Origin of the sequence: Achromobacter sp. HZ34 (assembly GCF_002209485.1) — a bacterium.
GTDB lineage: Bacteria > Pseudomonadota > Gammaproteobacteria > Burkholderiales > Burkholderiaceae_B > Bordetella_C.
Map to the genome: position 1 here is coordinate 360840 of NZ_NJIX01000002.1, position 22152 is coordinate 382991.

At 64.8% G+C, this 22152-nt stretch carries 19 protein-coding genes; 11 read left to right on the plus strand and 8 right to left on the minus strand.

Annotated features, from left to right (window positions below; all coding sequences use genetic code 11):
* Positions 1 to 40: 40 nt before the first annotated feature.
* Positions 41 to 916, plus strand: a complete 876-nt coding sequence (locus CEY05_RS08390; protein ID WP_088598036.1) for a prohibitin family protein — start codon at positions 41 to 43, stop codon at positions 914 to 916.
* Between the two features lie 224 nt (positions 917 to 1140).
* The gene (locus tag CEY05_RS08395) at positions 1141 to 1899 is read left to right on the plus strand and encodes an endonuclease (protein ID WP_088598037.1); all 759 of its coding nucleotides are present in this window, start codon (positions 1141 to 1143) and stop codon (positions 1897 to 1899) included.
* 73 nt (positions 1900 to 1972) lie between these two features.
* On the opposite strand, the gene acnA is transcribed toward CEY05_RS08395, so the two are convergent.
* Complete coding sequence (gene acnA, locus CEY05_RS08400) at positions 1973 to 4564, minus strand: aconitate hydratase AcnA (RefSeq protein WP_088598038.1); 2592 nt, start codon at positions 4562 to 4564, stop codon at positions 1973 to 1975.
* A gap of 111 nt (positions 4565 to 4675) precedes the next feature.
* Between acnA and CEY05_RS08405 the strand changes: the two genes are divergently transcribed.
* On the plus strand, positions 4676 to 5668 hold the full coding sequence (locus CEY05_RS08405; RefSeq protein WP_088598039.1) for a tripartite tricarboxylate transporter substrate binding protein: 993 nt from the start codon (positions 4676 to 4678) through the stop codon (positions 5666 to 5668).
* A 113-nt stretch (positions 5669 to 5781) separates the two neighbouring features.
* Here CEY05_RS08405 and leuD read toward each other — a convergent pair whose 3' ends face one another.
* Genes leuD through CEY05_RS08420 form a run of 3 tightly spaced genes read right to left on the minus strand, consistent with a single transcriptional unit; the run spans position 5782 to position 8844 of the window.
* Positions 5782 to 6423 (minus strand): 3-isopropylmalate dehydratase small subunit, encoded by a 642-nt coding sequence (gene leuD, locus CEY05_RS08410; RefSeq protein WP_088598040.1) that lies wholly within the window; start codon positions 6421 to 6423, stop codon positions 5782 to 5784.
* A complete protein-coding gene (gene leuC / locus CEY05_RS08415; RefSeq protein WP_088598041.1) occupies positions 6416 to 7834 on the minus strand; it encodes a 3-isopropylmalate dehydratase large subunit in 1419 nt (472 codons plus the stop codon). Before leuC ends, leuD begins: the two co-directional genes overlap by 8 nt.
* A 50-nt stretch (positions 7835 to 7884) precedes the next feature.
* A complete protein-coding gene (locus CEY05_RS08420) occupies positions 7885 to 8844 on the minus strand; it encodes a tripartite tricarboxylate transporter substrate binding protein (protein ID WP_088598042.1) in 960 nt (319 codons plus the stop codon).
* A gap of 142 nt (positions 8845 to 8986) precedes the next feature.
* Here CEY05_RS08420 and CEY05_RS08425 point away from each other — a divergent pair, with 142 nt between their 5' ends.
* Positions 8987 to 9901, plus strand: a complete 915-nt coding sequence (locus CEY05_RS08425) for a LysR family transcriptional regulator (protein WP_088598043.1) — start codon at positions 8987 to 8989, stop codon at positions 9899 to 9901.
* 60 nt (positions 9902 to 9961) lie between these two features.
* On the opposite strand, the gene CEY05_RS08430 is transcribed toward CEY05_RS08425, so the two are convergent.
* The 3 genes from CEY05_RS08430 to CEY05_RS31230 are packed head-to-tail and all read right to left on the minus strand — an operon-like array spanning position 9962 to position 12859.
* Complete coding sequence (locus CEY05_RS08430; RefSeq protein ID WP_088598044.1) at positions 9962 to 10999, minus strand: tripartite tricarboxylate transporter substrate binding protein; 1038 nt, start codon at positions 10997 to 10999, stop codon at positions 9962 to 9964.
* 42 nt (positions 11000 to 11041) lie between these two features.
* On the minus strand, positions 11042 to 12310 hold the full coding sequence (locus CEY05_RS08435) for an aconitase/3-isopropylmalate dehydratase large subunit family protein (protein WP_088598045.1): 1269 nt from the start codon (positions 12308 to 12310) through the stop codon (positions 11042 to 11044).
* An 18-nt stretch (positions 12311 to 12328) separates the two neighbouring features.
* Positions 12329 to 12859 (minus strand): 3-isopropylmalate dehydratase, encoded by a 531-nt coding sequence (locus CEY05_RS31230; RefSeq protein WP_158219286.1) that lies wholly within the window; start codon positions 12857 to 12859, stop codon positions 12329 to 12331.
* 229 nt (positions 12860 to 13088) lie between these two features.
* On the opposite strand from CEY05_RS31230, the gene CEY05_RS08445 reads away from it, so the two are divergent.
* The 3 genes from CEY05_RS08445 to CEY05_RS08455 are packed head-to-tail and all read left to right on the plus strand — an operon-like array spanning position 13089 to position 16439.
* A complete protein-coding gene (locus CEY05_RS08445; RefSeq protein ID WP_158219287.1) occupies positions 13089 to 14072 on the plus strand; it encodes a tripartite tricarboxylate transporter substrate binding protein in 984 nt (327 codons plus the stop codon).
* Between the two features lie 8 nt (positions 14073 to 14080).
* Complete coding sequence (locus tag CEY05_RS08450; RefSeq protein ID WP_088598047.1) at positions 14081 to 14968, plus strand: amidohydrolase; 888 nt, start codon at positions 14081 to 14083, stop codon at positions 14966 to 14968.
* Between the two features lie 34 nt (positions 14969 to 15002).
* The gene (locus tag CEY05_RS08455) at positions 15003 to 16439 is read left to right on the plus strand and encodes an MmgE/PrpD family protein (RefSeq protein ID WP_158219288.1); all 1437 of its coding nucleotides are present in this window, start codon (positions 15003 to 15005) and stop codon (positions 16437 to 16439) included.
* A gap of 6 nt (positions 16440 to 16445) precedes the next feature.
* Here the strand turns inward: CEY05_RS08455 and CEY05_RS08460 are convergent, their stop codons facing one another.
* On the minus strand, positions 16446 to 17276 hold the full coding sequence (locus CEY05_RS08460; protein WP_158219289.1) for a GntR family transcriptional regulator: 831 nt from the start codon (positions 17274 to 17276) through the stop codon (positions 16446 to 16448).
* Between the two features lie 273 nt (positions 17277 to 17549).
* Between CEY05_RS08460 and CEY05_RS08465 the strand changes: the two genes are divergently transcribed.
* From CEY05_RS08465 to CEY05_RS08480, 4 genes are all read left to right on the plus strand, one after another.
* On the plus strand, positions 17550 to 19229 hold the full coding sequence (locus CEY05_RS08465; protein ID WP_088598050.1) for a thiamine pyrophosphate-binding protein: 1680 nt from the start codon (positions 17550 to 17552) through the stop codon (positions 19227 to 19229).
* Between the two features lie 3 nt (positions 19230 to 19232).
* A complete protein-coding gene (locus CEY05_RS08470; RefSeq protein WP_088598051.1) occupies positions 19233 to 19976 on the plus strand; it encodes an SRPBCC domain-containing protein in 744 nt (247 codons plus the stop codon).
* Between the two features lie 81 nt (positions 19977 to 20057).
* Positions 20058 to 21047 (plus strand): tripartite tricarboxylate transporter substrate binding protein, encoded by a 990-nt coding sequence (locus tag CEY05_RS08475; protein ID WP_088598052.1) that lies wholly within the window; start codon positions 20058 to 20060, stop codon positions 21045 to 21047.
* Between the two features lie 100 nt (positions 21048 to 21147).
* Positions 21148 to 22152 (plus strand): tripartite tricarboxylate transporter substrate binding protein, encoded by a 1005-nt coding sequence (locus CEY05_RS08480; protein ID WP_088598053.1) that lies wholly within the window; start codon positions 21148 to 21150, stop codon positions 22150 to 22152.

The following is a 22152-nucleotide window of genomic DNA, read 5'->3' on the forward strand; positions in this document are numbered from 1 at the left end:
TTCTTTACCTTCCCCCCCTCCACTACGTAGAAACAAGAACATGGAAGCAACAAAAGTGAAAGGTAAGTCTCTCCCCCTGCTCGCCGGGCTCGTGGTCGTCGTGCTGCTGGTACTGGTCGCCATCACCGGCTCCTGGTACCAGGTCGACCAGGGCGAACGGGCCGTCGTGCTGCGCAATGGCCGGCTGGTCGACGTCGCCGAACCGGGCCTGCATCTGAAGGTGCCGGTGATCGATACCACCGTCAACGTCTCCGTGCGCGATCACACGTCGACCTTCGACAAGGTCGAATCCTATAGCGCCGACCAGCAGCCGGCCGACATCCGCATCTCGGTCACGTATCGCGTTCCCGACGCCCGCGTCGGCGATCTCTATTCCCAATACGGTTCGCTGGACAATCTGCAGAACCGCGTGCTGATGCCGCGCACCTACGACCAGATAAAGAAGGTCTTCGGCCGCTTTACCGCTGTCTCCGCCATTCAGGACCGCGCCAAGCTGGGCGTGGACGTGACCAGCTCCATCCGCGAAGCGCTGCGCGACGAGCCGGTCACCATCGTAGGCGTGCAGCTGGAGGACATTTCCTTCTCCAAGACCTACGTGCAATCGATCGAACAACGCATGCTGGCGCAAGTGCAGATCGAAACCACCCGCCAGCAGAAGGAGACCGCCACCATCAATGCCGAGATCCAGGTGGTGCAGGCCCAGGCCGAAGCCGACGCCAAGCGGGCCGGCTACAAGGCGGAAGCCGACGGCATCACCCTGCGGGGTGAAGCCGAAGCCAAGGCCATCGAGGCGCGCGCCAAGGCCCTGGCCGCGAACACCAACCTGGTACAGCTGAATGCCGTGGATAAATGGGATGGCAAGCTGCCGACTACGCAACTGCCTGGCGCGGCGCTGCCGTTCATCGGCGTGAAGTAAGCCGTGGTCAGCAACGCATGAGTCGAGATTCATGAGTCGAGATTCATGAGTCGAGATTCATAAGTCGCGGTTCATAGGCCGCTGCTCATAACTCGCGGCCTGTAAGTCAAGAATCGCAGCGAGCCCTGTTCCGGGGGCTCGCTGCGATTTTTTCTTACAACACCGCGAACGCTTTTCCAGGGCCTGGCCCGTTTCGTTCAAAATGGCCGGTACAATCCGGCGCCATGAAAAACGTTGTACTGCTGCACGCTGTAGCCCTGTCCCTTGCTGTCCTTTCCCTTCCTGCCCACGCCACCGATCCGGATCTCGTCACGCGCAAGACTGCCGTAGGCCACCGCGATTTTCGCAAGGCCAAAGAGGTGTTGCCCACTGTCTACCAGGGGCGCGAACATGAGTATTACTGCGGCTGCGCCTACTCCGGCAAGCAGGTCGACCTGGCTTCCTGCGGCTACAAGACGCGCATGAACCTGGCGCGCGCGCAACGCATCGAATGGGAGCACATCGTGCCGGCCTGGACGCTGGGCCATCAACGCCAGTGCTGGCAGGACAAGAGCCAGGGCAGCAGTGGCCGCAAGAACTGCGAGAAGAACGACGCGGCTTACCGCAAGGCCGAAGGCGATCTGGTCAACCTGGTTCCGTCCGTCGGCGAAGTCAATGGCGACCGCCAGAACTTCCCCTATTCGCAATGGACGTCGGGCAAGGTCAGCATGTATGGACAATGCCAGACGGCGGTGGATTTCAAGAACCGCGCCGTGCAGCCGCGCCCGGAAATCCGCGGAGAGATTTCCCGCATCCAGATGTATATGGCGACGACCTATTCCTTGAAACTGAGCAAGCAGGACCGCCAGTTGTTCTGCGCCTGGTCGCGGCAGTATCCGGTCAGCACCTGGGAACAGGAACGCAATCGCCGCATCGTCTCGCTGCAGGGCAGCGGCAATCGCTACGTCACCGACGCCACGGCGCGCGACGCGTTCTGCCGGTAGGCAGAGGCGCAGGCAGAAATACGGGCGACGAGCGCCCCATGCCGCCGGCGCTGCGGGGCCGGTCGGTCCCGGCCTACGCGGCCAAACGTTGCCGCAATATCGTGGGAATGACGCCGCCGTTGCCGAGCAACGCCACTTCCAGTTGGGTTTCCACGGCGGCGGTCAAGGCGATGCGCTGCACGCTGCCGTCATCCCGCTGGATGGTCACATCGACGGTACCGCGCGGCGCGATCGCCTCGGCGTGCACGGTGATGGTGTCGCCGGCCCGCAGCGCCAGCGAGTCGGGCCCCATGCCGGCGGGGAAGCGCAACGGCAGGATGCCCATGCCGATCAGATTGGACCGGTGGATGCGTTCGAAGCTGCAGGCCAGCACGGCCCGGATGCCCAGCAGGCGTTGTCCCTTGGCGGCCCAGTCGCGCGACGACCCGGTGCCGTAACGTTCACCGGCCACCAGCACGGTCGACTGGCCCGCTTCCCGATAGCGGGCGGCGGCATCCCAGATCGGCAGGATCTCACCCGAAGGAATATGCAGCGTATGCGCCACCGGCGCTTGCGGCGCCAGCAGGTTGCGCAAGGTCTTGCTGTGGAAAGCCGCCCGCATCATGACTTCCCAATTGCCCCGCCGCGACGCGAACACATTGAGGTCGTCGCGCGCGTCACCGCGCGCCACCAGGAAGTCCGCCACCAGGCTGTCCGGCGGAATCGCGCTGGCCGGTGAGATGTGGTCGGTGGTGATGTCGTCGCCGACGATCAACAGCGGATAGGCGCTATACGTGCCAAGCTGGCTGCCATACTTGAGCGACGCGAACGGCGGCCGCCGCAAGGTCGTTGAAGCCGGATCCCAGGGGAAGCGCGGCGCATCGGTGACTTCCAGTTCGTGCCACAGCGGATTGCCCTGGGCGATGTCGAAGCACCGCTTGAAATCGGCGGGGTCGAGCGCCTGTGCCAGGGCCGCGTCCACTTCCGCGCGGGAGGGCCAGAGGTCGGCCAGATACACGGGGTTGCCAGCCGCCGTATGGCTCACCGGCCCGCTGCCCAGTTCGCGCGCGGCGTCACCGGAAAGCGCATACGCCACCACCAGGGGCGGCGACATCAGGAAGCCCAGGTCCAGGTCCGGATGGATACGCCCGGGGAAATTGCGGTTGCCCGACAGCACCGCGACCGGCCGAATCTGCCCTGCCCTGGCGGCGTCGGCGATGGACGCCGGCAAGGGACCGGAATTGCCTATGCAGGTGGTACAGCCGTACCCGACGATATCGAAACCGACCGCGGTGAGATCGTCCATGAAGCCGGCCCGCGCCAGATAGGCGGCAGCGGCCGGCGAGCCCGGGCCCAGGGATGTCTTGACCCACGAGGGAACCCGCAGCCCCAATGCGCGCGCCTTGCGGGCGACCAGGGCGGCGGCGATGAGCAAGGCCGGATCGGACGTGTTCGTGCAACTGGTGATGGCGGCAATGGCAATCGGGAAGGCCGGCATGGCGCTGCCCGCGGCGGGCGTGAAGGCCTGCTCGCCCAGCACGGCGGGGATATCGGTGTGCAGCAACAGGTCCTGCGGACGGCGCGGACCGGCGGCGTGCATGCCGATGCGATCCAGTTCGATATGTATGGACTGGGTATAGCGGGGCCGGGCCTGGGGATCGAACCAGAGATCCGTGCGCTGCATATAGGCGCGCACCAGATCGATGGCAGCCGTCGCCCGGCCAGTCTGCCGCAGGTAGTCCAGCGTATTTTCATCCACCGGGAAATAGCCGGTCGTCGCGCCGTATTCCGGCGCCATATTGGCGACCACGCAGCGCTCGCCCGCGGTCAGCGTCGCCACGCCTGGGCCGAAGAACTCGATGAACTCGCCGGAGACGCCGATGGCGCGCAAACGCTGAGTCACCGTCAATGCCAGGTCGGTGGCCGTGGCGCCTGCCTGCAGGCTACCCGTCAGCTCGACGCCGACCACATCGGGAATGCGCAACATCGTCGGCATGCCGAACATCACCGTCTGCGCTTCCAGGCCGCCGACGCCCCAGCCCAGCACGCCTATGCCGTTGACCATGGGCGTGTGGCTGTCGGTGCCTATCATCATGTCCGGCATGGCCTGGCGGTGGCCGGACGCGTCCACCGACGTGGTCACCACCGTGGCCAACTGCTCCAGGTTGATGGTGTGCATGATGCCGGTACCGGGGGGATTGATGCGTACGCCCTCCAGCGCCCGCGAGGCCCAGCGCAGGAAGCGGTAGCGTTCCTGGTTGCGGCGGATCTCGTAGGACATGTTGATGTCCGCCGCGTCTGGCCGCGCATAGGCCTCCACGGCCAGCGAATGATCGACGGACACTTCCACCGGCAGCAGCGGACTGAGCGATGCGGGATCGGCACCGGCCTCGGCCAGTTCGTCGCGCATGGCCGCGATATCGACCAGCGCGGGGGTGCTGGTGGTGTCGTGCATGAGAACGCGCGCGGGCTGGAAAGGAATCTCCGCCTCGCTGCGGCCGTTCTCCAGCCAGGCCAGCAGCGCCTGCACGGACTGCGCGCGTTCGTCTCCACGCGTGTTGCGCAGGACGTTCTCCAGCAGCAGGCGCAGCACCACGGGCAGTTGCGTCAATGCGGCGCCGGCCGCCCCTTGGAGGTCCGTGATGGCGTAGCGCTGGCCATGGACGATGACATAGGTGTTTTCCATAGCAGCATTATTGCATTTTCACATTCTAAAATGCAATTAACAGAAAATTCTGATTTATCCCAAGACATGCGCACGTAGACGCACGCATCCAGACATAAATACGGAGACACCATGCCCTCGCCTTCCTTGCCCCGCCGCGCCCTCATCGTGGCGGCCGCCGCCAGCGCGGTCTTGATCGGGTCCGCCGCCTCGGCGCAGGACTATCCTTCCAGGCCGGTCACCATCATCGTGCCCTTCTCCGCGGGGGGAGGCGTCGACGTCATGGCGCGCCTGCTCGCTGAAAAACTGCGGGTCACGCTCAAGCAGAACGTCATCGTCGAGAACAAGCCGGGCGCCAGTGGCATGCTGGGGGCCGGCTACGTGGTCAAGGCGCCGCCGGACGGCTATACCCTGCTGCTGGGATCGGCGGGCGAGACGGCGATCAATCCCTACGCCTACAAAGACAAGATGGCGTATTCGCCCGAGAAGGACCTGGCCCCCGTCAGCCTGGTATCACGCGTGCCCAATGTGCTGGTGGCCGGTCCGTCCCTGAAGGCGAACACCACCGCCGAGCTGCTGCAATACGCCAAGGCCCATCCCGGCAAGGTCAGCTATGCCTCCAGCGGCATCGGCAATCCCCAGCATCTGAACGGCGCGCTGATGGAATCGACCGCCGGCGTCACCATGATGCACGTGCCTTATAAAGGCGCATCGGGCCAGCTGTCGGACGTCACCGGCGGCAACGTCGACATGACTTTCGTCAGCTATGCCGCGGCCCTGCCCTTCATCCAGTCCCATAAGGTGCGCGCGCTTGGCGTGACGTCCGCCAAGCGCGCGGCGTTCGCCAAGGACACCCCGGCGCTGGCCGAGACGCCGGGGTTGGAATCCTATGACCTGAGCAACTGGTTCGGTGTGTTCGCGCCGGCCAAAACGCCGGCGCCCGTGGTGACAGCGCTGAACCAGGCCATTTCCGCGGCCCTGCGCGACCCCGAACTGGCTCAGCGCCTGACCGAACAGGGTGGCGAGGTTGAAGTCATGACACCGCAAGCCTTTCATGACTTCATCCTGGCACAGAGCAAGCAGTACCAGGCGATCGTGGAGCACGCGCACATCACGGCGGAATAGCCGGGCGCTGCCGGCCTGCACATTCGATGCGGCCGGCGTCCTCCCTGGCGGCGCAGTGGCGCCCGTCATGCCATCTGCCAGCCGGACAGCAATGGCGCCCGCCGCGCCCCCTGCTACGTGGACAGCCTTCTACGCGTCAACGCAGCGACATCCTTGAGCCAAGGCTGGCGCTGCCAATGCCCGGCGGCAAAGTCGCGCACCTGATCCGCGTAGGTCAATGACAGGCCGATATTGTCCAGGCCTTCCAGAAACATCCGCCGGTGCCGCGGAACCATGTCGAAACTCGCACGCACGCTGCGGCTTTGCACGGTCTGGGCCTGCAGATCTATGGTCATGGCGTTGCCCGCCGGGTCGCTGGCATCCGCCATCAACTGGGCGATCCGCGCCGCGGGCAAGGTGACGAGCAGCAGCCGGTTGTTCATCGCGTTGGAGAAGAAGATCTCGGCGAAGCTGGGCGCCACCACGGCCTGGAATCCATATTGCAAGAGCCCCCATACGGCGTGTTCGCGGCTGGAACCGCAGCCGAAATTCGATCCGCCTATCAGTATCGATGCGCCGGCATAATCAGGCCGGTTCAGGACGAAGTCCGGCTCGGGCCTGCCTTTGGTATCGAAGCGCAGGTCATACAGCAGGCCTTGCGTCAGCCCCGATTTGTCGATGCCGCGCAAGAACTGCTTCGGCATGATCTGGTCGGTGTCCAGATTCTCGATCGGCAAAGGCGCGGCGCGCCCCTCGATGATCCTTGCATCAGCCATGATTCTTCTCCAGGCGGCGTACGTCGGTGATCTTGCCCGTGGTGGCGGCAGCCGCCGCCATCGCCGGGCTCATCAGATGGGTGATCGCGCCACGCCCCTGGCGGCCCTCGAAATTACGGTTGGTGGTGGAGGCGCAGCGGACGCCGTCGGCCAGGACATCGTCGTTCATGGCCAGGCACATCGAGCAGCCGGCGTTACGCCATTCGAATCCGGCATCCATGAAGATCCGGTCCAGGCCCTCTGCTTCGGCGGCGGCCTTGACCGTTCCGGAACCGGGCACCACCATCGCCCGCACGCCCTGCGCCACGTGGCGGCCGCGCACCACCGCGGCCGCGGCGCGCAGGTCTTCGATGCGGCCATTGGTACAGGAGCCGATGAATACATGCTGGACTGGCGTGCCCTCGATGGCCTCGCCTTCTTCCAGCTGGGTGTACGCCAGCGCGCGCGCGCCGCTCACTCGCACCACGCCGTCCGCCAGGTCTTGCAGGCGCGGCAAACGTGCGTCGATGGCGACGACCTGGTCCGGACTCGTCCCCCACGTGACCTGCGGCGCGATCGTGCCCGCATCGAAGACGTGCGACGCGTCGAAGGTGGCGCCCGCGTCGCTGCGCAGGTCGCGCCAGGCTTGCAGGGCGGCGTCGCGATGCGTGGCCGCCAGGTCGGGGGCGCGTGCCATCACGTAATCGATGGCCTTCTGGTCGGGCGCGATCAATGCGCCCCGTGCCCCCGCCTCGACGATCATATTGCACAGCGTGAAGCGGGCTTCGATCGACAAGGCGTCGATGGCGCTGCCGCTGTATTCGATCACGTAGCCGAGCGCCCCGCGCGCGCCGATACGGCCGATGATGGCCAGCACCAGGTCTTTCGCCGTCACGCCGTCGGCCAGCGCACCGTCCACGCGGATATGCATGGTCTGCGCCACCCGGTAGACCAGGGTCTGCGTCGCCAGCACGTGCTCCACCTCGGTGGTCCCGATGCCGAAGCCCAGGGCACCCAGTGCGCCATAAGTCGTCGTATGGCTGTCGCCGCAGATGACCACCATGCCGGGGCGGATCATGCCGTGCTCGGGGGCGACCACGTGCTCGATGCCTTGCAGCGCGTCGTTGGTGTCGAACAGCGGGATGCCGAAGGTGTCGCAGTTCTTCTTCAGATAGCTCGCCTGCAAAGCCGACGGCGGATCGGCGATGACGCGTATCTTGCCGGGATGCGTGGGAATGATGTGGCTGACGACGGCGACATTCTGCCCCGGCATGGGTACGCCGCGGCCTTCTTCGTACAGGCCGGCGAAAGCCTGCGGGCTGGTGTACTCGTTCATCAGATGCAGGTCGCAGAAAAGCAGGATGTTCTGCTCATCGAGCTGGGCGACGGTATGCGTCTCGATGAGCTTCCGATAAAAAGTGCGTGGGGGCATGGTCGTCACTCAGGTGGGGCACGGAAAAGCTGGGGCATGGCCTGGCCGCATCACTGCATCGTGATGCCGCGGTCCTTGACCAGCTTGTTCCATTGGGGAATTTCGGTCTCCAGGCGTTGGCGTGCCTGTGCCGGCGTGGAAGGCGTCGCTTCGAATCCTTCACGCGCCATGCGGTCCGCGATGGCCTGCGACTTCAGCACCTTCACCAGCGTGTCGTTCAGCTTGTCGATGACGGGCTGCGGCGTATGTGCCGGCGCGAAGACGATGAACCAGGTGTCGAAGGAATAATTCGGCAGGCCCGCTTCGGCGATGGTCGGGACATCGGGCATCAATGGCGAACGCTTGGTGCCGGTCACGCCCAGCGCGCGTATCTTGCCGCCCTGGATCTGCCCTTGCGCGGCGGCGAGCACCGGAAAGCACAGCTGCACTTGGCCGCTCATCACATCGATCAGGGCCGGACCGCCGCCACGGTAGGGAATGTGGACGATGTCGACACCGGCGACCGCCTTGAACAACTCCGCCGCCATATGGAAGGTGCTGCCGGGGCCGGCCGAGGCATAGGTAAGCTTGCCTGGATCTTTCTTGGCCAGCGTTATCAGTTCCTTGACGTTCTGCGCGGGCACGCCGTTATTGACGACCAGCACGTGCTGGGACGACGCCACCATGCTGATGGGCGCCAGATCCTTCAGGGTGTCATACGGCATGTTGGGGAACAGCGCGGGATTGATCGCCAGCGACACGGTTTGCAGGCCGATGGTGTAGCCATCGGGGGCCGACTTGGCCACCGCGTCCACACCCACATTCCCGCCGGCACCGCCACGGTTCTCGATCACGATGGCACGGCCCAGCGCCTTGGCCCATTCGTCGCTGACCATGCGGGCGACGATGTCCGCGCTGCCGCCCGGCGCGTAGGGGACGATGAGCTTGACCGGCCGTTCAGGATAGTCGGCCGCTGCCGAGGTACAAAAAACCAAACCGGCCAGGATGGCAAGAAGTCCGGCGCGTCGCATAGATGTCTCCATTGGATGTTGTTGTGATGTGGGTGGAATCTTAATAGTGAATTACCCGGTGATAATGTCGTCCTGATTAGTTGTTTCGGTCTTTCAGGTTAATAATCCAGAATCGCATTGCGCGCCCCCTTTCAGGATCCCCATGAGTCCGATATCCGATCTGGAGTTCTTCGCCATCCTGGCGAAACATCCCAGCCTGCGCGAGGCGGCGCAGCAGTTGGGCATCACGCCTCCCGCGGTCAGCAAGCGGCTGAACGCGGTCGAGCGGCGGCTGGGGGTGCGGCTGCTGCACCGGACGACGCGGCGCGCCAGCCTGACGCCGGAGGGAGAGACTTATCTCCTGGAAGGCGCGCGGGTGCTGGAGGAACTCGAAGCGCTGGAGCGCAAGGTCGCGGGCGCGCGGGCCGTGCCCAGGGGAACCTTGCGCGTCGCGGCGACGCTGGGGTTCGGGCGGCGCTTCATCTCGCCGGCCTTGTCGGCCTTTGCCAAGTCCTTTCCGGAGGTCGAGGTGCAGCTCACGCTGACCGACCGGCCCGTCAACCTGATCGAACAGGGATTCGATCTGCAGATCCGGCTTGGCGAGCTACCCGATTCGACCCTGACCGCGCGGCTGCTGGCCCACAACCGCCGGGTGCTGGGGGCCGCCAACGCCTATCTGGCCAGGCATGGGCATCCCGCGACGCCGCGCGAACTGGCCCGGCACGCCTGCCTTTTCATCCAGGAGAACGACGAGACCTTCGGCACGTGGCACTTGAAGTCGGGCGGCCATGCCGAGAGCGTCAAGGTACGCGGACCGCTGGCGTCCAACGATGGCGAGTGCGTGGTGAATTGGGCGCTGGACGGCCACGGCATCCTGATGCGGTCGCTATGGGAGATAGCGCCCTTCCTGCGTAGCGGACGCCTGGCCCCGGTACTGCCGAAATGGGACCTGCCACCGGCGGATATCTACGCCGTCTTCCCCACGCGCAACTACCTGTCGGCGAAAACGCGCGCGCTGGTGGACTTCCTGCTGGACAGGTTCGAACCGCAGCGGCGGGACAGGGATGGGGGATGGTAGGCGGACTGCCTTGCGTCCGCCCCGATCAGGCCGGTTTCCCACGGTGCTGGCCGCTGCCCTTCAATTGACGGTGACACCGGCAGCGGAGATGACGCGCTTCCACCGCAGGACATCGTCACGAATAATATTGGCGAACGACGCCGAAGCCGTCGTCGCTACTTCCACGCCCTGCGCCTGGAAAGCCGCGGAAACCTTCTGGTCCGCCACCACGGACGCAAGCGTCTCCGATAACCTCTCGACGATTTCCGCTGGCGTATGCGCCGGCGCCAGCGCACCGAACCATGCCTGCGCATCGAACTGCGGATAGCCGGACTCAGCGATCGTGGGCACCTCGGGCAAGGTTGGGGAGCGCTCATGGGAAGTGACTGCCAATGCCCGCAGCCGGCCCGCCTCGATATGGACGATGGACTGGGCAACGTTGTTGATCATCGCCGATACCTGGCCGCTCAACAGCGCCTGCAGCGCGGGCCCGCCGCCGTTATACGGGATATGGGTCATGTTCACTTTCGTCAGCTGTTTGATCTGTTCGAACGCGAGGTGACCGGTGCCCCCTATGCCGCTGGAGCTATAGGCCAGCGGCTCCCGTCTTGCCTTGGCGTAGGCGATGAATTGCGCGAAGGTCTTCACGGGCAGATCCGGCGCCACCAGCAGCACATTCGGTGAAGACGCGAATAAGGTAATCGGGGCGAAGTCCTTGACCGGATCGAAAGACAGGTTCGCGTAGAGCGCAGGCAACACGGCAAGCGTGCCCGTCGTGATCAGTATGGTGTAGCCATCCGGCTCGGCCGCGGCGACCACTTGGGATCCGATGGCAGTCCCTGCTCCAGCGCGATTATCGATGTATGCAGACTTGCCTAGACGCTCTGACAGGCCCACCGCGATCAGGCGGGCCATCATGTCCGTCCCTCCGCCTGGCGCGTAAGGCACCACGATGCGGATGGGCCGCAATGGATAAGCGGACGGGGAATCTCCGACAGCGCCCGCGGCTTTGACGCGACCCAGGCCGCAGATCGCCAAGGCACCGGCCAAATGCCGCAGCGCAGCCCGGCGCGCCCCCGAGGCCCCCGTGCCGACGCTGGACACAGAATTTTTTCTCATTTTTGTCTCCTCCAAACCTCAAGCGACGGCGGCCGCGCCGTTCTACGCCGGTTCAAGCTCCAGCGGTGCGTACTCACGGGGGTCGGCGATACTGCCGGCGATCGCGGATGCCGCGACGGTGGCGGGCGACCCCATCAGCACTTCGCTGTTGGGACTACCCATACGTCCCTTGAAGTTGCGCGTGCTGGACGTCAGGCAGCGTTCACCATCGCCGACCACGCCCATGCTGCCGCCAAGGCAGGCGCCGCATGTGGCGTTGGTCACCAACGCGCCCGCTTCGATGAATATCTCGATCAGCCCTTCCTTGGAAGCCTGCTTCATGACGTCGCTGGAAGAGGGCGTGATGATCATGCGTACGTCCGGATGTACATGCCGGCCCCGCAGGACGGTAGCGGCGATGCGCAAGTCTTCGATCCGGGCATTGGCGCATGACCCGATGAACGCCTGGTCGATCTTCAGCCCCTTCACCTCGGAGACGGGCTTGACGTTGCCAGGAACGAAGTGCGGCATGACGATCAGCGGCTCCACCTCGTCCAGGTCGATGTCGCGCACTTCCGCATACTCAGCGTCCTCGTCCGCGAACACAGGCTCCCAAGGTTCGGTAGTGCGCCCCGCAAGATAGGCAGCCGTTACCTCGTCGGCCTCGAACAACGCGAATTCGGCACTCAGTTCAGCGCTCATGGTGGACATGGTCTGGCGCCCTGACATGTCGATGCCGCGCACCGCCGGCCCCGCATACTCGACGTTGTGGCCGACGTGGTCACCATACTTGCCGGCGATGTAGTGGATGATGTCGCGCGGATAAACGCCCGGACGCAGCTTGCCCTTCAACTCATAGCGTATGGTCGGGTAGACGATAAACCAGGTCCGGCCCGTGCAGACCACGTACAGCAATTCCTCTGAACCGACGCCACGCGCCGCGCAGTTAAAGGCGCCGCTCGCGCAAGTATGCGAATCGGAGCACATCAGCACGGAGCCGGGGCGGGCCATGCCCAGTTCCGCCATCAGCTGGTGGCTGATCCCCTGGCGCCCCTCGCCATAGAACTTGATGCCATAGCGCGCGGCAAAGTTGCGGCCGTTCTTCAAGCCATTCGCGATGGTGATATTGGGCGCGGGTATCGTGTGATCGAAAACCAGTGCGATGCGATCCGGATCCCATACTTTCTCCGGGAAGGGGAAGCGGCCGGGAATGGTGAAGGTACTGTCCAGCAAAACCGCTTGATCGACCTTGACCGTCACGATATCGCCCGCTGACACCTTGGCTTTACCCGCCGCGCGCGCGAGCAGCTTTTCCAGCATGGTCATGCCCATGATGCGTCTCCTGAATGATTATTTGAGATAGCCGTCACGCTTGAGCAAGGGGCGGATGCCGCCGGCCAGCGCAAGCTGTATGAGTTGATCGGGCAGTGTCTGGGAGTCCAGCGCAATGCCCTTGCTGACATTACGCACGATCTCACTGTCAACGTCGATTTCGAGTTCTTCGCCATCGGTGGTCGCGGCGGCGATACCCGCGCAATTCAAAGGCAGGATGCCGTAATTGACGCAATTACGAACGAACAGGCCGTTCACGCTTTCCGCCACTACCGCCACGATGCCAAGCTGCTTCAGCAGCTTGGCCGCCGGGCGCGATGATCCCGTTCCAAAATTCTTGCCGCCGACGATGATGTCGCCGGCGCCAACCAGGGCGCTCCAACCCGGCCGGATGCTTTCGAAACAGAGCTTCTTCTGTTCATCCTCCGGCAGCGTGCGAGCCACGTTGGGCATCATCATGTCCGTATTGATGTTGTCGCCGAACTTCCAGATCCTGCCTCTCAGCATTGCGCCCCGCACTGCCCCGGCGCTTTCCATCGCTGTCTCCATCGCTGTCTCCTCTGCGGTTTTGCCAACCATCCATTTATCGATTGCTTGACAACACCAATTATCTAGTCTTATATATGACTTTGTCAAACATGCTGCGGTCAATAGCCGGATCGGATAGGCAGTACGGGGCTTGTGGAGAAGTCCCGGCCGGTTCACTCGACGTGGCATGGGCAAGCAGCAGCGTCGCAGGTCCAGCAAGCAAAATTTTAAAAATCGATGGGAGACAACCATGTTCTTCAGCCGTATCGCCGCGCCTCTCGCGGCAGCCGCTACCTTCGCTATCGCCGGTACGTCTTGTGCACACGCAGGCGACTTTCCGGACAAGCCCGTACGCATCATCGTCCCTTCGACGGCGGGCGGTGCATTGGATTTCCTCGCACGCGTCGTCGGCGCCAAGCTGTCGCAGCAGTGGGGACAAGCCGTGGTCGTCGAGAACCGGCCCGGCGCGGGCGGCATCGTCGGATCGCAGTTCGTCGCACAATCCGCCCCTGATGGCCAGACGCTACTGATCGTGGCTACCGGCTATACCGTCAATCCCTCCATCTATGCCAAGTTGCCTTATGACACGGTGAAGGACTTCACGCCTATCACCCTGCTCGCGGAAACCTCGCATGTGCTCGCGGCGTCACCGCAATCCAAAATCACTTCCGTCGCGCAGCTATTGAAGGAAGTGGGAGAGAAACCGGGGCGCATTACCTACGCCGTGTCGGGGATCGGGACGGGCGGCTGGCTGACCGGCGAACTCATGAAGAAGGACGGCAAGCTCAATATGCTCGCCATTCCCTATAAGGGCAGCGGCGCGGCCACCTCCGGCGTGGTAGCAGGCCAGACAGATCTGCTGATTACGGACGTCGGCCCCGTTCTGCCCTTTGCCCAGTCGAAGCAGTTGCAGCCGCTGGCAGTGACCGGATTGAAACGGTCTGCCCAACTGCCCGACGTCCCGACCCTGGACGAGAGCGGCATGAAGGGCTTTGAAGTGGGCGCCTGGGCCGGCATCCTGGGACCGGGAAATATGCCGCCCGCCCTGGTGCAAAAGATCCAGCATGATTTCGCCGAAGCCGCCAATGCGCCCGACGTGAAGGAGAAGCTGACGGCGCAGGGCTATGACCCCGTCGTCAGCTCACCGGAGGAATTCCGCAAGGTCGTCACGGACGAGTTGAACAAGTGGGGCGAACTGATGCGCGATGCGGGCATCAAGCCCACCGAGAAGTGAGCCGCCTCATGCCCATCGTGGATTCGCAAGTTCACATCTGGGCGGCCAGCACGCCCGAACGCCCCTGGCCCGCGCGTCATGCGCCTCATCGGGAGCCGCCGCTGGGACCGGACGAACTGCTACGGCTCATGGATCGGGCCGGCGTAGACGGCGCGATCCTGGTGCCGCCGTCATGGGAAGGCGAACGCAACGACCTGGTGCTGGCTGCTGCCGCAAGACATCCAACGCGTTTCGCGGCAATGGGCAGGTTGGACCCCGGCGATCCCGACCTGTCCGCTCGCCTCGCCGGATGGCGCGAGCAGCCCGGCATGCTCGGTCTGCGTTTCTCCCTGCATCGTCCCGGCATGGCGCAGGCCTTGGAGAACGGCGCTATGGACGCGGTCTGGCAGGGTGCCGAACGCCATGGCGTGCCTGTCATGCTGTTGCTGCCGCAGGCCAGGATGCCGGTCATCGGCACTATCGCCGCCCGTTACCCGGGACTGCGCCTGGTCCTGGACCATTTGGGCGTGCCCAGTTCCGTCCCCGTCGAGCAGCGGTTCAGGGATATGGATGCGCTGTTGGCGCTTGCCGCATATCCAAACGTTGCCGTGAAAGCCTCCGCACTGCCCTGCCTGAGTCTGATGCCTTACCCGCATCCGGACCTGGCGGCACCGCTACGGCTGACGTTCGCCGCCTTCGGTGCGCGGCGCATGTTCTGGGGCAGCGACCTGTCGCGCCTGCCTTGTTCGTATCGTGCGGCCGTGGACATGTTGCCCCACGCCCTGCCCGATCTCGACGCCGAAGATCGCGCCTGGGTCATGGGCAAGGGGATTTGCGAATGGCTGGGCTGGCACAGGCCGCACGATGCGGTGACTCCCGCGCCTGGCGCATTCGAATCCGGTCACGCTGCTGCCTGATGCAGCAGCACCTTAACAAACCTTGGAGAAGATCTTGAGCGAAGTCAAAGAAGCGTCCCCGGCAGCGGTGGCAGAAAGCCGCCCGGCACCTGAAAGTTTTTCACGTGGGCTGGCAGCTCGAGTGGTCAAACAGCATTTCCGTGACCTGCCGGCCGACGCCATCAAGTGGGCCCGTGTGGGCATCCTCGATACGCTGGGTGTGACCATCGCGGGCAGCCGCGAACCCGCCGCCCTACTCGCGGGAAAGGCGCTCGACGACAACGCCGGGCCTTGCCTGGTACTGGGCGCGCGACGCCGCACGGCGGCCCTGGATGCCGCGCTGATCAATGGTGCAGCCTCCCATGCCCTGGATTTCGATGACTGCAACAACACGCTGGGCGGCCATCCCTCGGCTCCCGTGCTGTCCGCGCTACTCCCGCTGGCCGAACAACTGGGCAGCTCGGGCGCAGAGTTCGTGAATGCCTATGTCGCGGGATTCGAGGTCGAATGCAAGACCGGCATGGCCGTCAACCTGCATCACTACACCAAGGGATGGCATCCGACCGCAACCCTGGGCGTCTTCGGCGCCGCCGCGGCCTGCGCACGCTTGATGAACCTGGACGAAGACGGCGTCGCTACCGCGCTTGCGCTGGCGGCGTCGTTCTCATCCGGTTTGAAGGCCAACTTCGGCACCATGACCAAGCCTCTGCACGTGGGCCATGCGGCACGCAATGGCTTGTACGCCGCGCGCCTTGCCCAGCAGGGCTACAGCGCCAATGCGGATGGCGTCTTCGAACACAAGCACGGCTTCCTGGAAGTTTTCAACGGCCCCGGCACGTACGACACCCGCAAAGCGCTGGCTGCCTGGGGCGCGCCGCTGGACATCGTGGAGCCCGGCATCGCCATCAAGCAATATCCCTGCTGCGGCGCTACCCACCCCGCCGTGGACGCCATGTTGGATATCGTGCAGCAGCACCGCCCGCGCCTTGAAGACGTCGAGCGCATCGATGCCGCCGTGCACAGCCGCAGGCTGGCTCACACGGATCGTCCCTATCCCCAGAGCGAACTGGACGCGAAGTTCAGCTTGCAATATGTCATGGCGCGCGCCTTGGCCGATGGGCACATCGGGCTGCAGGATTTTGAAAACGAAGCGTATCGGGAAGCCCGCATCGTTCCGCTGCTGCGTCGGGTGTACGTGGGCGCCTATGACGAGACTGGCGCCGGTGGCTTTCCGCAGGACAAGCATTTCGGCGGCTATGTCGCGGTGACATTGCACGATGGAACGGTGTTGAAAGCTCAGGTTGAGCAGCCGCTGGGCCGCACGTCGGCCAACCCATTGCCGCCCGATCGCCTGCGCGACAAGTTCACTCTGTGCGCGCAGACCGTCTTGCGTCCCGACGCCGTCCCGGCGATCGCCGAGACGATCGAACGCGTAGAGAAGCTCGATTCCATGCGCGCGATCACCTCACTCATCCAGGCTGCCGCACGTTGAAACGGATCAGCGTCCGCCGACCCGCAGGCGGAATCGATCGGCGCGACCGAAAGAAACGCGCCATTCGACTGCCCGGCTGTCGAATGTGGACGCCGTGCGGGTGATGACGAGAACCGGCGCGCCTGCTTCGATACCCAGCAGGCGCCCTGTCTCCTCGTCCGCGGTGGAGAACGTCAACTCTTCGTCGACCGAATTCACGACGACGCCGAAGCGCGCTTCGTAATACGGATACAGCAGCGTGCCCGGCGCATCGGCGGGGTTCTTCAGCAATTCGGCGAAGGGATCCTTGCGCAGGTATATATGCTCGGCGATGACCAGATCGTCCCCCCACACGCGCAAACGCTCGATGCGGACGGCCAGCTCCCTGCCGACGATGCCCAGCGCTTCGGCAGCGTCTGCTGGCGGCTTGACGGACTCGATGCCCAGGATGCGGCTTTCGGGAATGGCGCTGCGCGCATTGGCCGGCATGTCGAAGAACCGCGTCGGCAAGCCGCCCAATTGCGGGCGTCTTACGTAGGTTCCGCTGCCCTGGCGCCGTTGCAGCAATCCTTCCGATACCAGTTCCTCGATCGCCCGACGGACGGTGCCCAGGGACAAGCCGTACTGCGCCGCAAGGTCTTGCTCACTATCGATGACGCTGCCTACCGGCCAATTACGCGCCTGTATGCGGTTACGCAGCACGCCGGCCAAACGCTGGAACAAGGAAAGCCGGGGATCGATAGCAGCCAGTTCGTCGGCCGGCGACTCGCGCAAAAAGGTCTTGGATGGCGCGGTTTGCTCTCCAGCGGACGACGGCGCGCGGCTGGTTCTGGGACGACGTGGTGTTGCGGGACTCAAGGATCTCTCCAGAAAGTGCAAGGCCCCTATTATGCGCCAGGCTGTCATCTGGAAGACTAGAGATCTCAATGTGAAATCGTCTCTCCAGGCAATCCTTGTCGTCCCTAAGGCGGATGGTCAACAGAAATCCCGGACTGTTAACACCTAATCCGGATTTACCCCGGCTTAGCGGGTATATTTCCTTTAGGTGTTGACAGTTCGAAGGGATCTAATCAAGAATCTCTGCCAGAGACAGTGTCTGATCCCCCACAGGCACCACAAGAAAGGAAGGCTATGAAGGTCTACGAGGCGGTGGCCGAGGCGCTTGTCGCCGAAGGTGTCGACAGAATCTTTGGCTTGATGGGCGACGGCAATATGTCCATCTGGGCAGAGCTGGTCCGCCGCGGTGGCGTGGACATGGTTTCGTCCGGCCACGAGCAAGGTGCGGTGGCGATGGCCGACGGGTATGGACGAGCCACCGGCAAGGTGGGCGTTGCCACCGTCACCCACGGGCCGGGCCTGACCCAGACCGCAACCTCGCTGAACGTTGCCGCCCGCAACCGCTCTTCCCTGGTGCTGGTGGTGGGCCAGGTCAGGCGCGGCGCCCTGCACGGCAGCCAGCGCATGAACCAGCGCCCCTTCGTGGAAGCCTGCGGCGCCTACTTCGCCGATGTGACGACGCCGGAGAACCTGGCGGCCGAGATGGCCAATGCGTTCTACATCGCGCGCGTCCGCCGCATGCCGGTAGTGCTGAACCTGGACGTGGCGATGCAGGAACGATCGTTCGACTGGGACTTCACCTACCGGCCTTCGGCCGAAAGCCTTCCCCCTCGCCCCACCACGCCCTCCGAAGCCATCCTCGCCGAACTGGTCGACAAACTGGAACAGGCGGAGCGTCCAGTCATCATTGCCGGCGTGGGCGCCATGAAGTCCGGCGCCAGGGCAAGCCTGCTGCAACTGGGAGAACAGGTCGGCGCATTGCTGGCGACGTCTCTGCAAGGCAAGGGCTACTTCGCCGGCGAAACCTATGACGTGGGCATCAGCGGCAGTTTCGCCAGCGAGCCCACGGAGCGATTGCTGGGCGACGCCGATTTGGTGCTGGGCGTGGGTGCCGAGATCGGCTACTACACCGCCGAAGGCGGCATGATGTTCCCGATGGCGGACATCGCCCGCATCGACATCGACCCGGTGCCCGGCGACATCCCCGCCCTGCCCGGCCTGCATGCCTGCGGCGATGCCCGCGCGACGGTAGAACTGCTGGTGCAGCGACTGCGTGAGCGCGGTGTGGCCAAGACCGGCTACCGCAATGACGAGACGCGCGCCATCCTGGAAGCGCCGCCGCATGTGTTTCCGGCGACGCATGACGGCATCGAGCCGCGCGCCCTGGCCCACGCCATCGGCGCGGCCTTGCCCGAGAACAGCCTGGTGACCTGCGGCAACTGTCACTTCTGGGCCTTCCCCGCGATGTACATGCCGCTGCCGCGTGGCGCCACACTGAATTTCTCCTACCAGTTCGGCTGCATAGGGCAGACTTTGCCGCTGGCCATCGGTATCGGCAGCGCCTATCCCGACCGTCCGCACGTCATGCTGGAAGGCGACGGCGCCATGCTGATGAATATCCAGGAGCTGTTCACGGTGCAGCGCTTCAAGCGCAACCTGGTGGTCGTCGTGTGGAACGACTGCGGCTTCGGCGCCGAGGTGCACAAGCTGCGCGCGCACGGTTTCGACGCGACTTTGGCCCAATGGGAATCCGCCGACTTCGTCGCCATCGCGCGCGCCTTCGGCGGCGACGGCGCGCGTATCGAATCGGTCGACGAGGTCGCGGGCGCCATCAGCCATGGTGTCGCGCGCGGCGGGCTGTACCTGATCGACGCGCGGGTTTCGCCCAGCGCCGTCAGCGATCCCTATAACAAGCTGCATTTCGGCGTGCCCAACCAGGCGCCCCTGCTGCGGCCTGCTACTGCGCGGAGTTGAGCCATGCGCTTCGAAGGAACATTCAGCGTGCCGGCCGAACCGCGGCAGGTTCTGGACGCGTTCGCCGACGTCGAGCTGATGGTGCCTTGCATGCCAGGCGCCAGCCTGCAGGGACATGACGAGAATGGCCTCTATCTGGGGACGATGACGGTGGCCTTCGGACCCAAGAAGGTCCGCTTCAAGGGCAAGATCCGCAACAGCGTGGATCCACAGACGATGACGGGCACGCTGGATGTGCGCGGTGGCGCGGACATGCGCTTGCCCGCGCCCGCTGCCGTGCACGTGGAATATGCAATTGCAGCGGCTGCCGATGCTACGGCGGACGCTCCCGCCAGTGTCGTCACGCTGGTCTGCGACGCGGAATTGGGCGGCGTCCTGGCGGATTTCGCGCGCACCGGCGGCAATGCGGTGACGCAGGCCCTGATGGAGATATTCGCGCAGAACCTGGCCATGGTGGTCGGCGATAGGCCGGCAGTCAGCACGCCGTACATCGATCCAGGCATGGGCCAGCCAGTGCAGACGAGCGGCGTGGTACAGGCAGTCGGGGCTGCTGGCGAGGCAGTGCCCGATAGTGCTCGACCCCGCCAGCCTCACGTTTCTCCGCCGTCCGAGGGCGCTCGCGCGGCAACGGCAACGCCGGCCCAGCCCAGACCGCAAGCCGCCAGGCAATCGCTGTCCGCTTTCGGCCTGCTCTGGATCCTCATCAAATCGAAGTTCTCGGCATTGATCGGCGGCCGGCGCCCGTAGCACGGGCCGGCTCGACAAGACATACAACACCGCCATGACGCGGGACACCGCGTCATACCGCGGGACCAGGAAGGAGACGATATGCGCCACACAGTTCCTATGACACGCCGGGAGGTACTGGCCTTGATCGCGGCCAGCGGGGTCGCGGCCTTGCCTTTGCGTAGCCGCGCCGCCTACCCCGAACGGCCGGTAACGGTGGTGGTGCCCTACAGCGCCGGCGGACCGGCCAGCCTGCTGGCCCGCTACATCGCGGCGGAGGTGCAGCAGACGACCGGCAAGTCACTGGTCGTCGAGAACAAGCCGGGTGCCGGCCTGAACGTGGGCGCGCAGGCAGTGGCCAACGCCGCGCCCGACGGCTACACCCTGTTGATCAATGCATCTTCGATGTACGTGCCCACCCATTTCGGCGGCCGGACGGTGAAGGACAATCTGAAGGACTTCGCGCCCATCACCATCGTGGGCAGCTTTCCCTTGCTGCTGGTGTGCAACAGCGACCTGCCGGTGAAGAGCGTGCCCGATCTCATCGCGTACGCCAAGCGCCATCCGGGTCAACTGGCCTACGGCAGTTCCGGCAACGGCAGCCTGACGCACATGGCCGCCGCCATGTTCGCGCACATGGCCGGGGTCGACATGCTGCACGTGCCCTATCGCGGCATCAGCGAAGCCATGGTGGACGTGTCGGCCGGGCGCGTGCAACTGGCGTTCGGCGGCGTGCCCACCACGCTGCCGCTGGTGAAGAACGGCAAGCTGCGGCCGCTGGCCTTGACCAGCGCGCAGCGCAGCGCCGTCGCGCCGGACCTGCCGACCGTTGCCGAGGGCGGCTTGCCGGGCTATGAGGTCAATCCCTGGTATGGCGCGGTGGCACCGGCCAAGACGCCTGCCGCCGTGGTCGACCAGATCCACGTCGAACTGGCGCGCGTCATGCAGTCGCCCAAGGTTCGGGCGCAATGGCAGGAATGGGGCGCGGACCCCAGCTACAGCAAGACACCGGCGGATTTCCAGGCCCTGATGCAGCGCGAGGCCGACAAGTGGGCCGCGCTGGTGACCGAAGCCGGCATCAAGCTGGAATGAGTTGAACCGGATTCGCAGCCGAGCCGGATCCACGGTTGCAGGATGCACAGCTGCAAGATGCGCAACTGCGCCGAACTTATCGCCTTCGTAAGGAATTCGTATGTATCGTCAACCCGCCGTTGCGCGCCCGGTATCCCGCCGCGCCGTACTGCGCGCCGCCGTGGCCGCGCCCCTGATGCTGAGCGGCCTGGCCCGTGCAGAGGACAGCTACCCTGCGCGTCCGCTGCGGCTGGTGGTGCCCTTTCCCGCGGGTGGCTCGTCGGATGCCCTGGGCCGCGTGGTGGCCGCCGCGCTGGCGAAGACCTTGGGGCAATCGGTGATCGTGGAAAACCACGGCGGCGCCGGTGGCAACATCGCCGGTGAGTATGTCGCCCGGGCCGCGCCCGACGGCTATACCCTGCTGATGGCAGGCCAAGGCATCCTGGCCATCAACCAACCCTTGTACGGCCATCTCCGCTACGACCCTGCCGCCTTCGAATACGTAGGCATGATGGGCGACAACGCCAACGTCCTGTTGGCGAACCCGCAAGCCCTGGCCGTCAACAGCGTCGCCGACCTGGTTGCGCAGGCGCGCCAGAAGCCGGGCGAGATCGCCTATGGTTCAAATGGCATCGGCTCCCTCAGCCACCTGACCGCGGAGATCTTCGCCAATGCGGCGGGGGTCAAATTTCTGCATGTGCCTTACCAAGGCGCGGCTCCCATGGCCACGGATCTCCGTGCAGGCCGCATCGCGTTCTGCGTGACTGGATCGACCTTGGCGGTGTCGCTGTCAAAAGGCAGTGGCTTGCGGCCGCTGGCTGTCACCACCGGCGTGCGCCTGCCGCAGCTGCCCGATACGCCCACGCTGGTGGAGAGCGGCTATCCCACGCTGGAAGCGCCTTCCTGGTGGGCGGCCATGGTCCCCGCCCACACGCCGGCGCCTGTCCTGGAGCGCTTGCGGCAGGCGTTCACGGCGGCGACCTCGACGCCCGACTACAAACATGCCTTGGAGTTGCAATCGACCTTGCCGCATCCCATGGCAGCCAGCGCCGCCAGCGGCTTCCTGGAGAATGAGCGCAAGAAGTGGGCAACCGCCGTGCAATCCAGCGGCGCCAAGGCGAGCTGA

What these genes read in the sequence shown, in the direction of transcription:
- CEY05_RS08390 (WP_088598036.1), top strand. Translation starts at nt 41, where the DNA reads ATGGAAGCAACAAAAGTGAAAGGTAAGTCTCTCCCCCTGCTCGCCGGG.
- CEY05_RS08395 (WP_088598037.1), top strand. Translation starts at nt 1,141, where the DNA reads ATGAAAAACGTTGTACTGCTGCACGCTGTAGCCCTGTCCCTTGCTGTC.
- acnA (WP_088598038.1), bottom strand. Translation starts at nt 4,564, where the DNA reads ATGGAAAACACCTATGTCATCGTCCATGGCCAGCGCTACGCCATCACG.
- CEY05_RS08405 (WP_088598039.1), top strand. Translation starts at nt 4,676, where the DNA reads ATGCCCTCGCCTTCCTTGCCCCGCCGCGCCCTCATCGTGGCGGCCGCC.
- leuD (WP_088598040.1), bottom strand. Translation starts at nt 6,423, where the DNA reads ATGGCTGATGCAAGGATCATCGAGGGGCGCGCCGCGCCTTTGCCGATC.
- leuC (WP_088598041.1), bottom strand. Translation starts at nt 7,834, where the DNA reads ATGCCCCCACGCACTTTTTATCGGAAGCTCATCGAGACGCATACCGTC.
- CEY05_RS08420 (WP_088598042.1), bottom strand. Translation starts at nt 8,844, where the DNA reads ATGCGACGCGCCGGACTTCTTGCCATCCTGGCCGGTTTGGTTTTTTGT.
- CEY05_RS08425 (WP_088598043.1), top strand. Translation starts at nt 8,987, where the DNA reads ATGAGTCCGATATCCGATCTGGAGTTCTTCGCCATCCTGGCGAAACAT.
- CEY05_RS08430 (WP_088598044.1), bottom strand. Translation starts at nt 10,999, where the DNA reads ATGAGAAAAAATTCTGTGTCCAGCGTCGGCACGGGGGCCTCGGGGGCG.
- CEY05_RS08435 (WP_088598045.1), bottom strand. Translation starts at nt 12,310, where the DNA reads ATGGGCATGACCATGCTGGAAAAGCTGCTCGCGCGCGCGGCGGGTAAA.
- CEY05_RS31230 (WP_158219286.1), bottom strand. Translation starts at nt 12,859, where the DNA reads ATGGAGACAGCGATGGAAAGCGCCGGGGCAGTGCGGGGCGCAATGCTG.
- CEY05_RS08445 (WP_158219287.1), top strand. Translation starts at nt 13,089, where the DNA reads ATGTTCTTCAGCCGTATCGCCGCGCCTCTCGCGGCAGCCGCTACCTTC.
- CEY05_RS08450 (WP_088598047.1), top strand. Translation starts at nt 14,081, where the DNA reads ATGCCCATCGTGGATTCGCAAGTTCACATCTGGGCGGCCAGCACGCCC.
- CEY05_RS08465 (WP_088598050.1), top strand. Translation starts at nt 17,550, where the DNA reads ATGAAGGTCTACGAGGCGGTGGCCGAGGCGCTTGTCGCCGAAGGTGTC.
- CEY05_RS08470 (WP_088598051.1), top strand. Translation starts at nt 19,233, where the DNA reads ATGCGCTTCGAAGGAACATTCAGCGTGCCGGCCGAACCGCGGCAGGTT.
- CEY05_RS08475 (WP_088598052.1), top strand. Translation starts at nt 20,058, where the DNA reads ATGCGCCACACAGTTCCTATGACACGCCGGGAGGTACTGGCCTTGATC.
- CEY05_RS08480 (WP_088598053.1), top strand. Translation starts at nt 21,148, where the DNA reads ATGTATCGTCAACCCGCCGTTGCGCGCCCGGTATCCCGCCGCGCCGTA.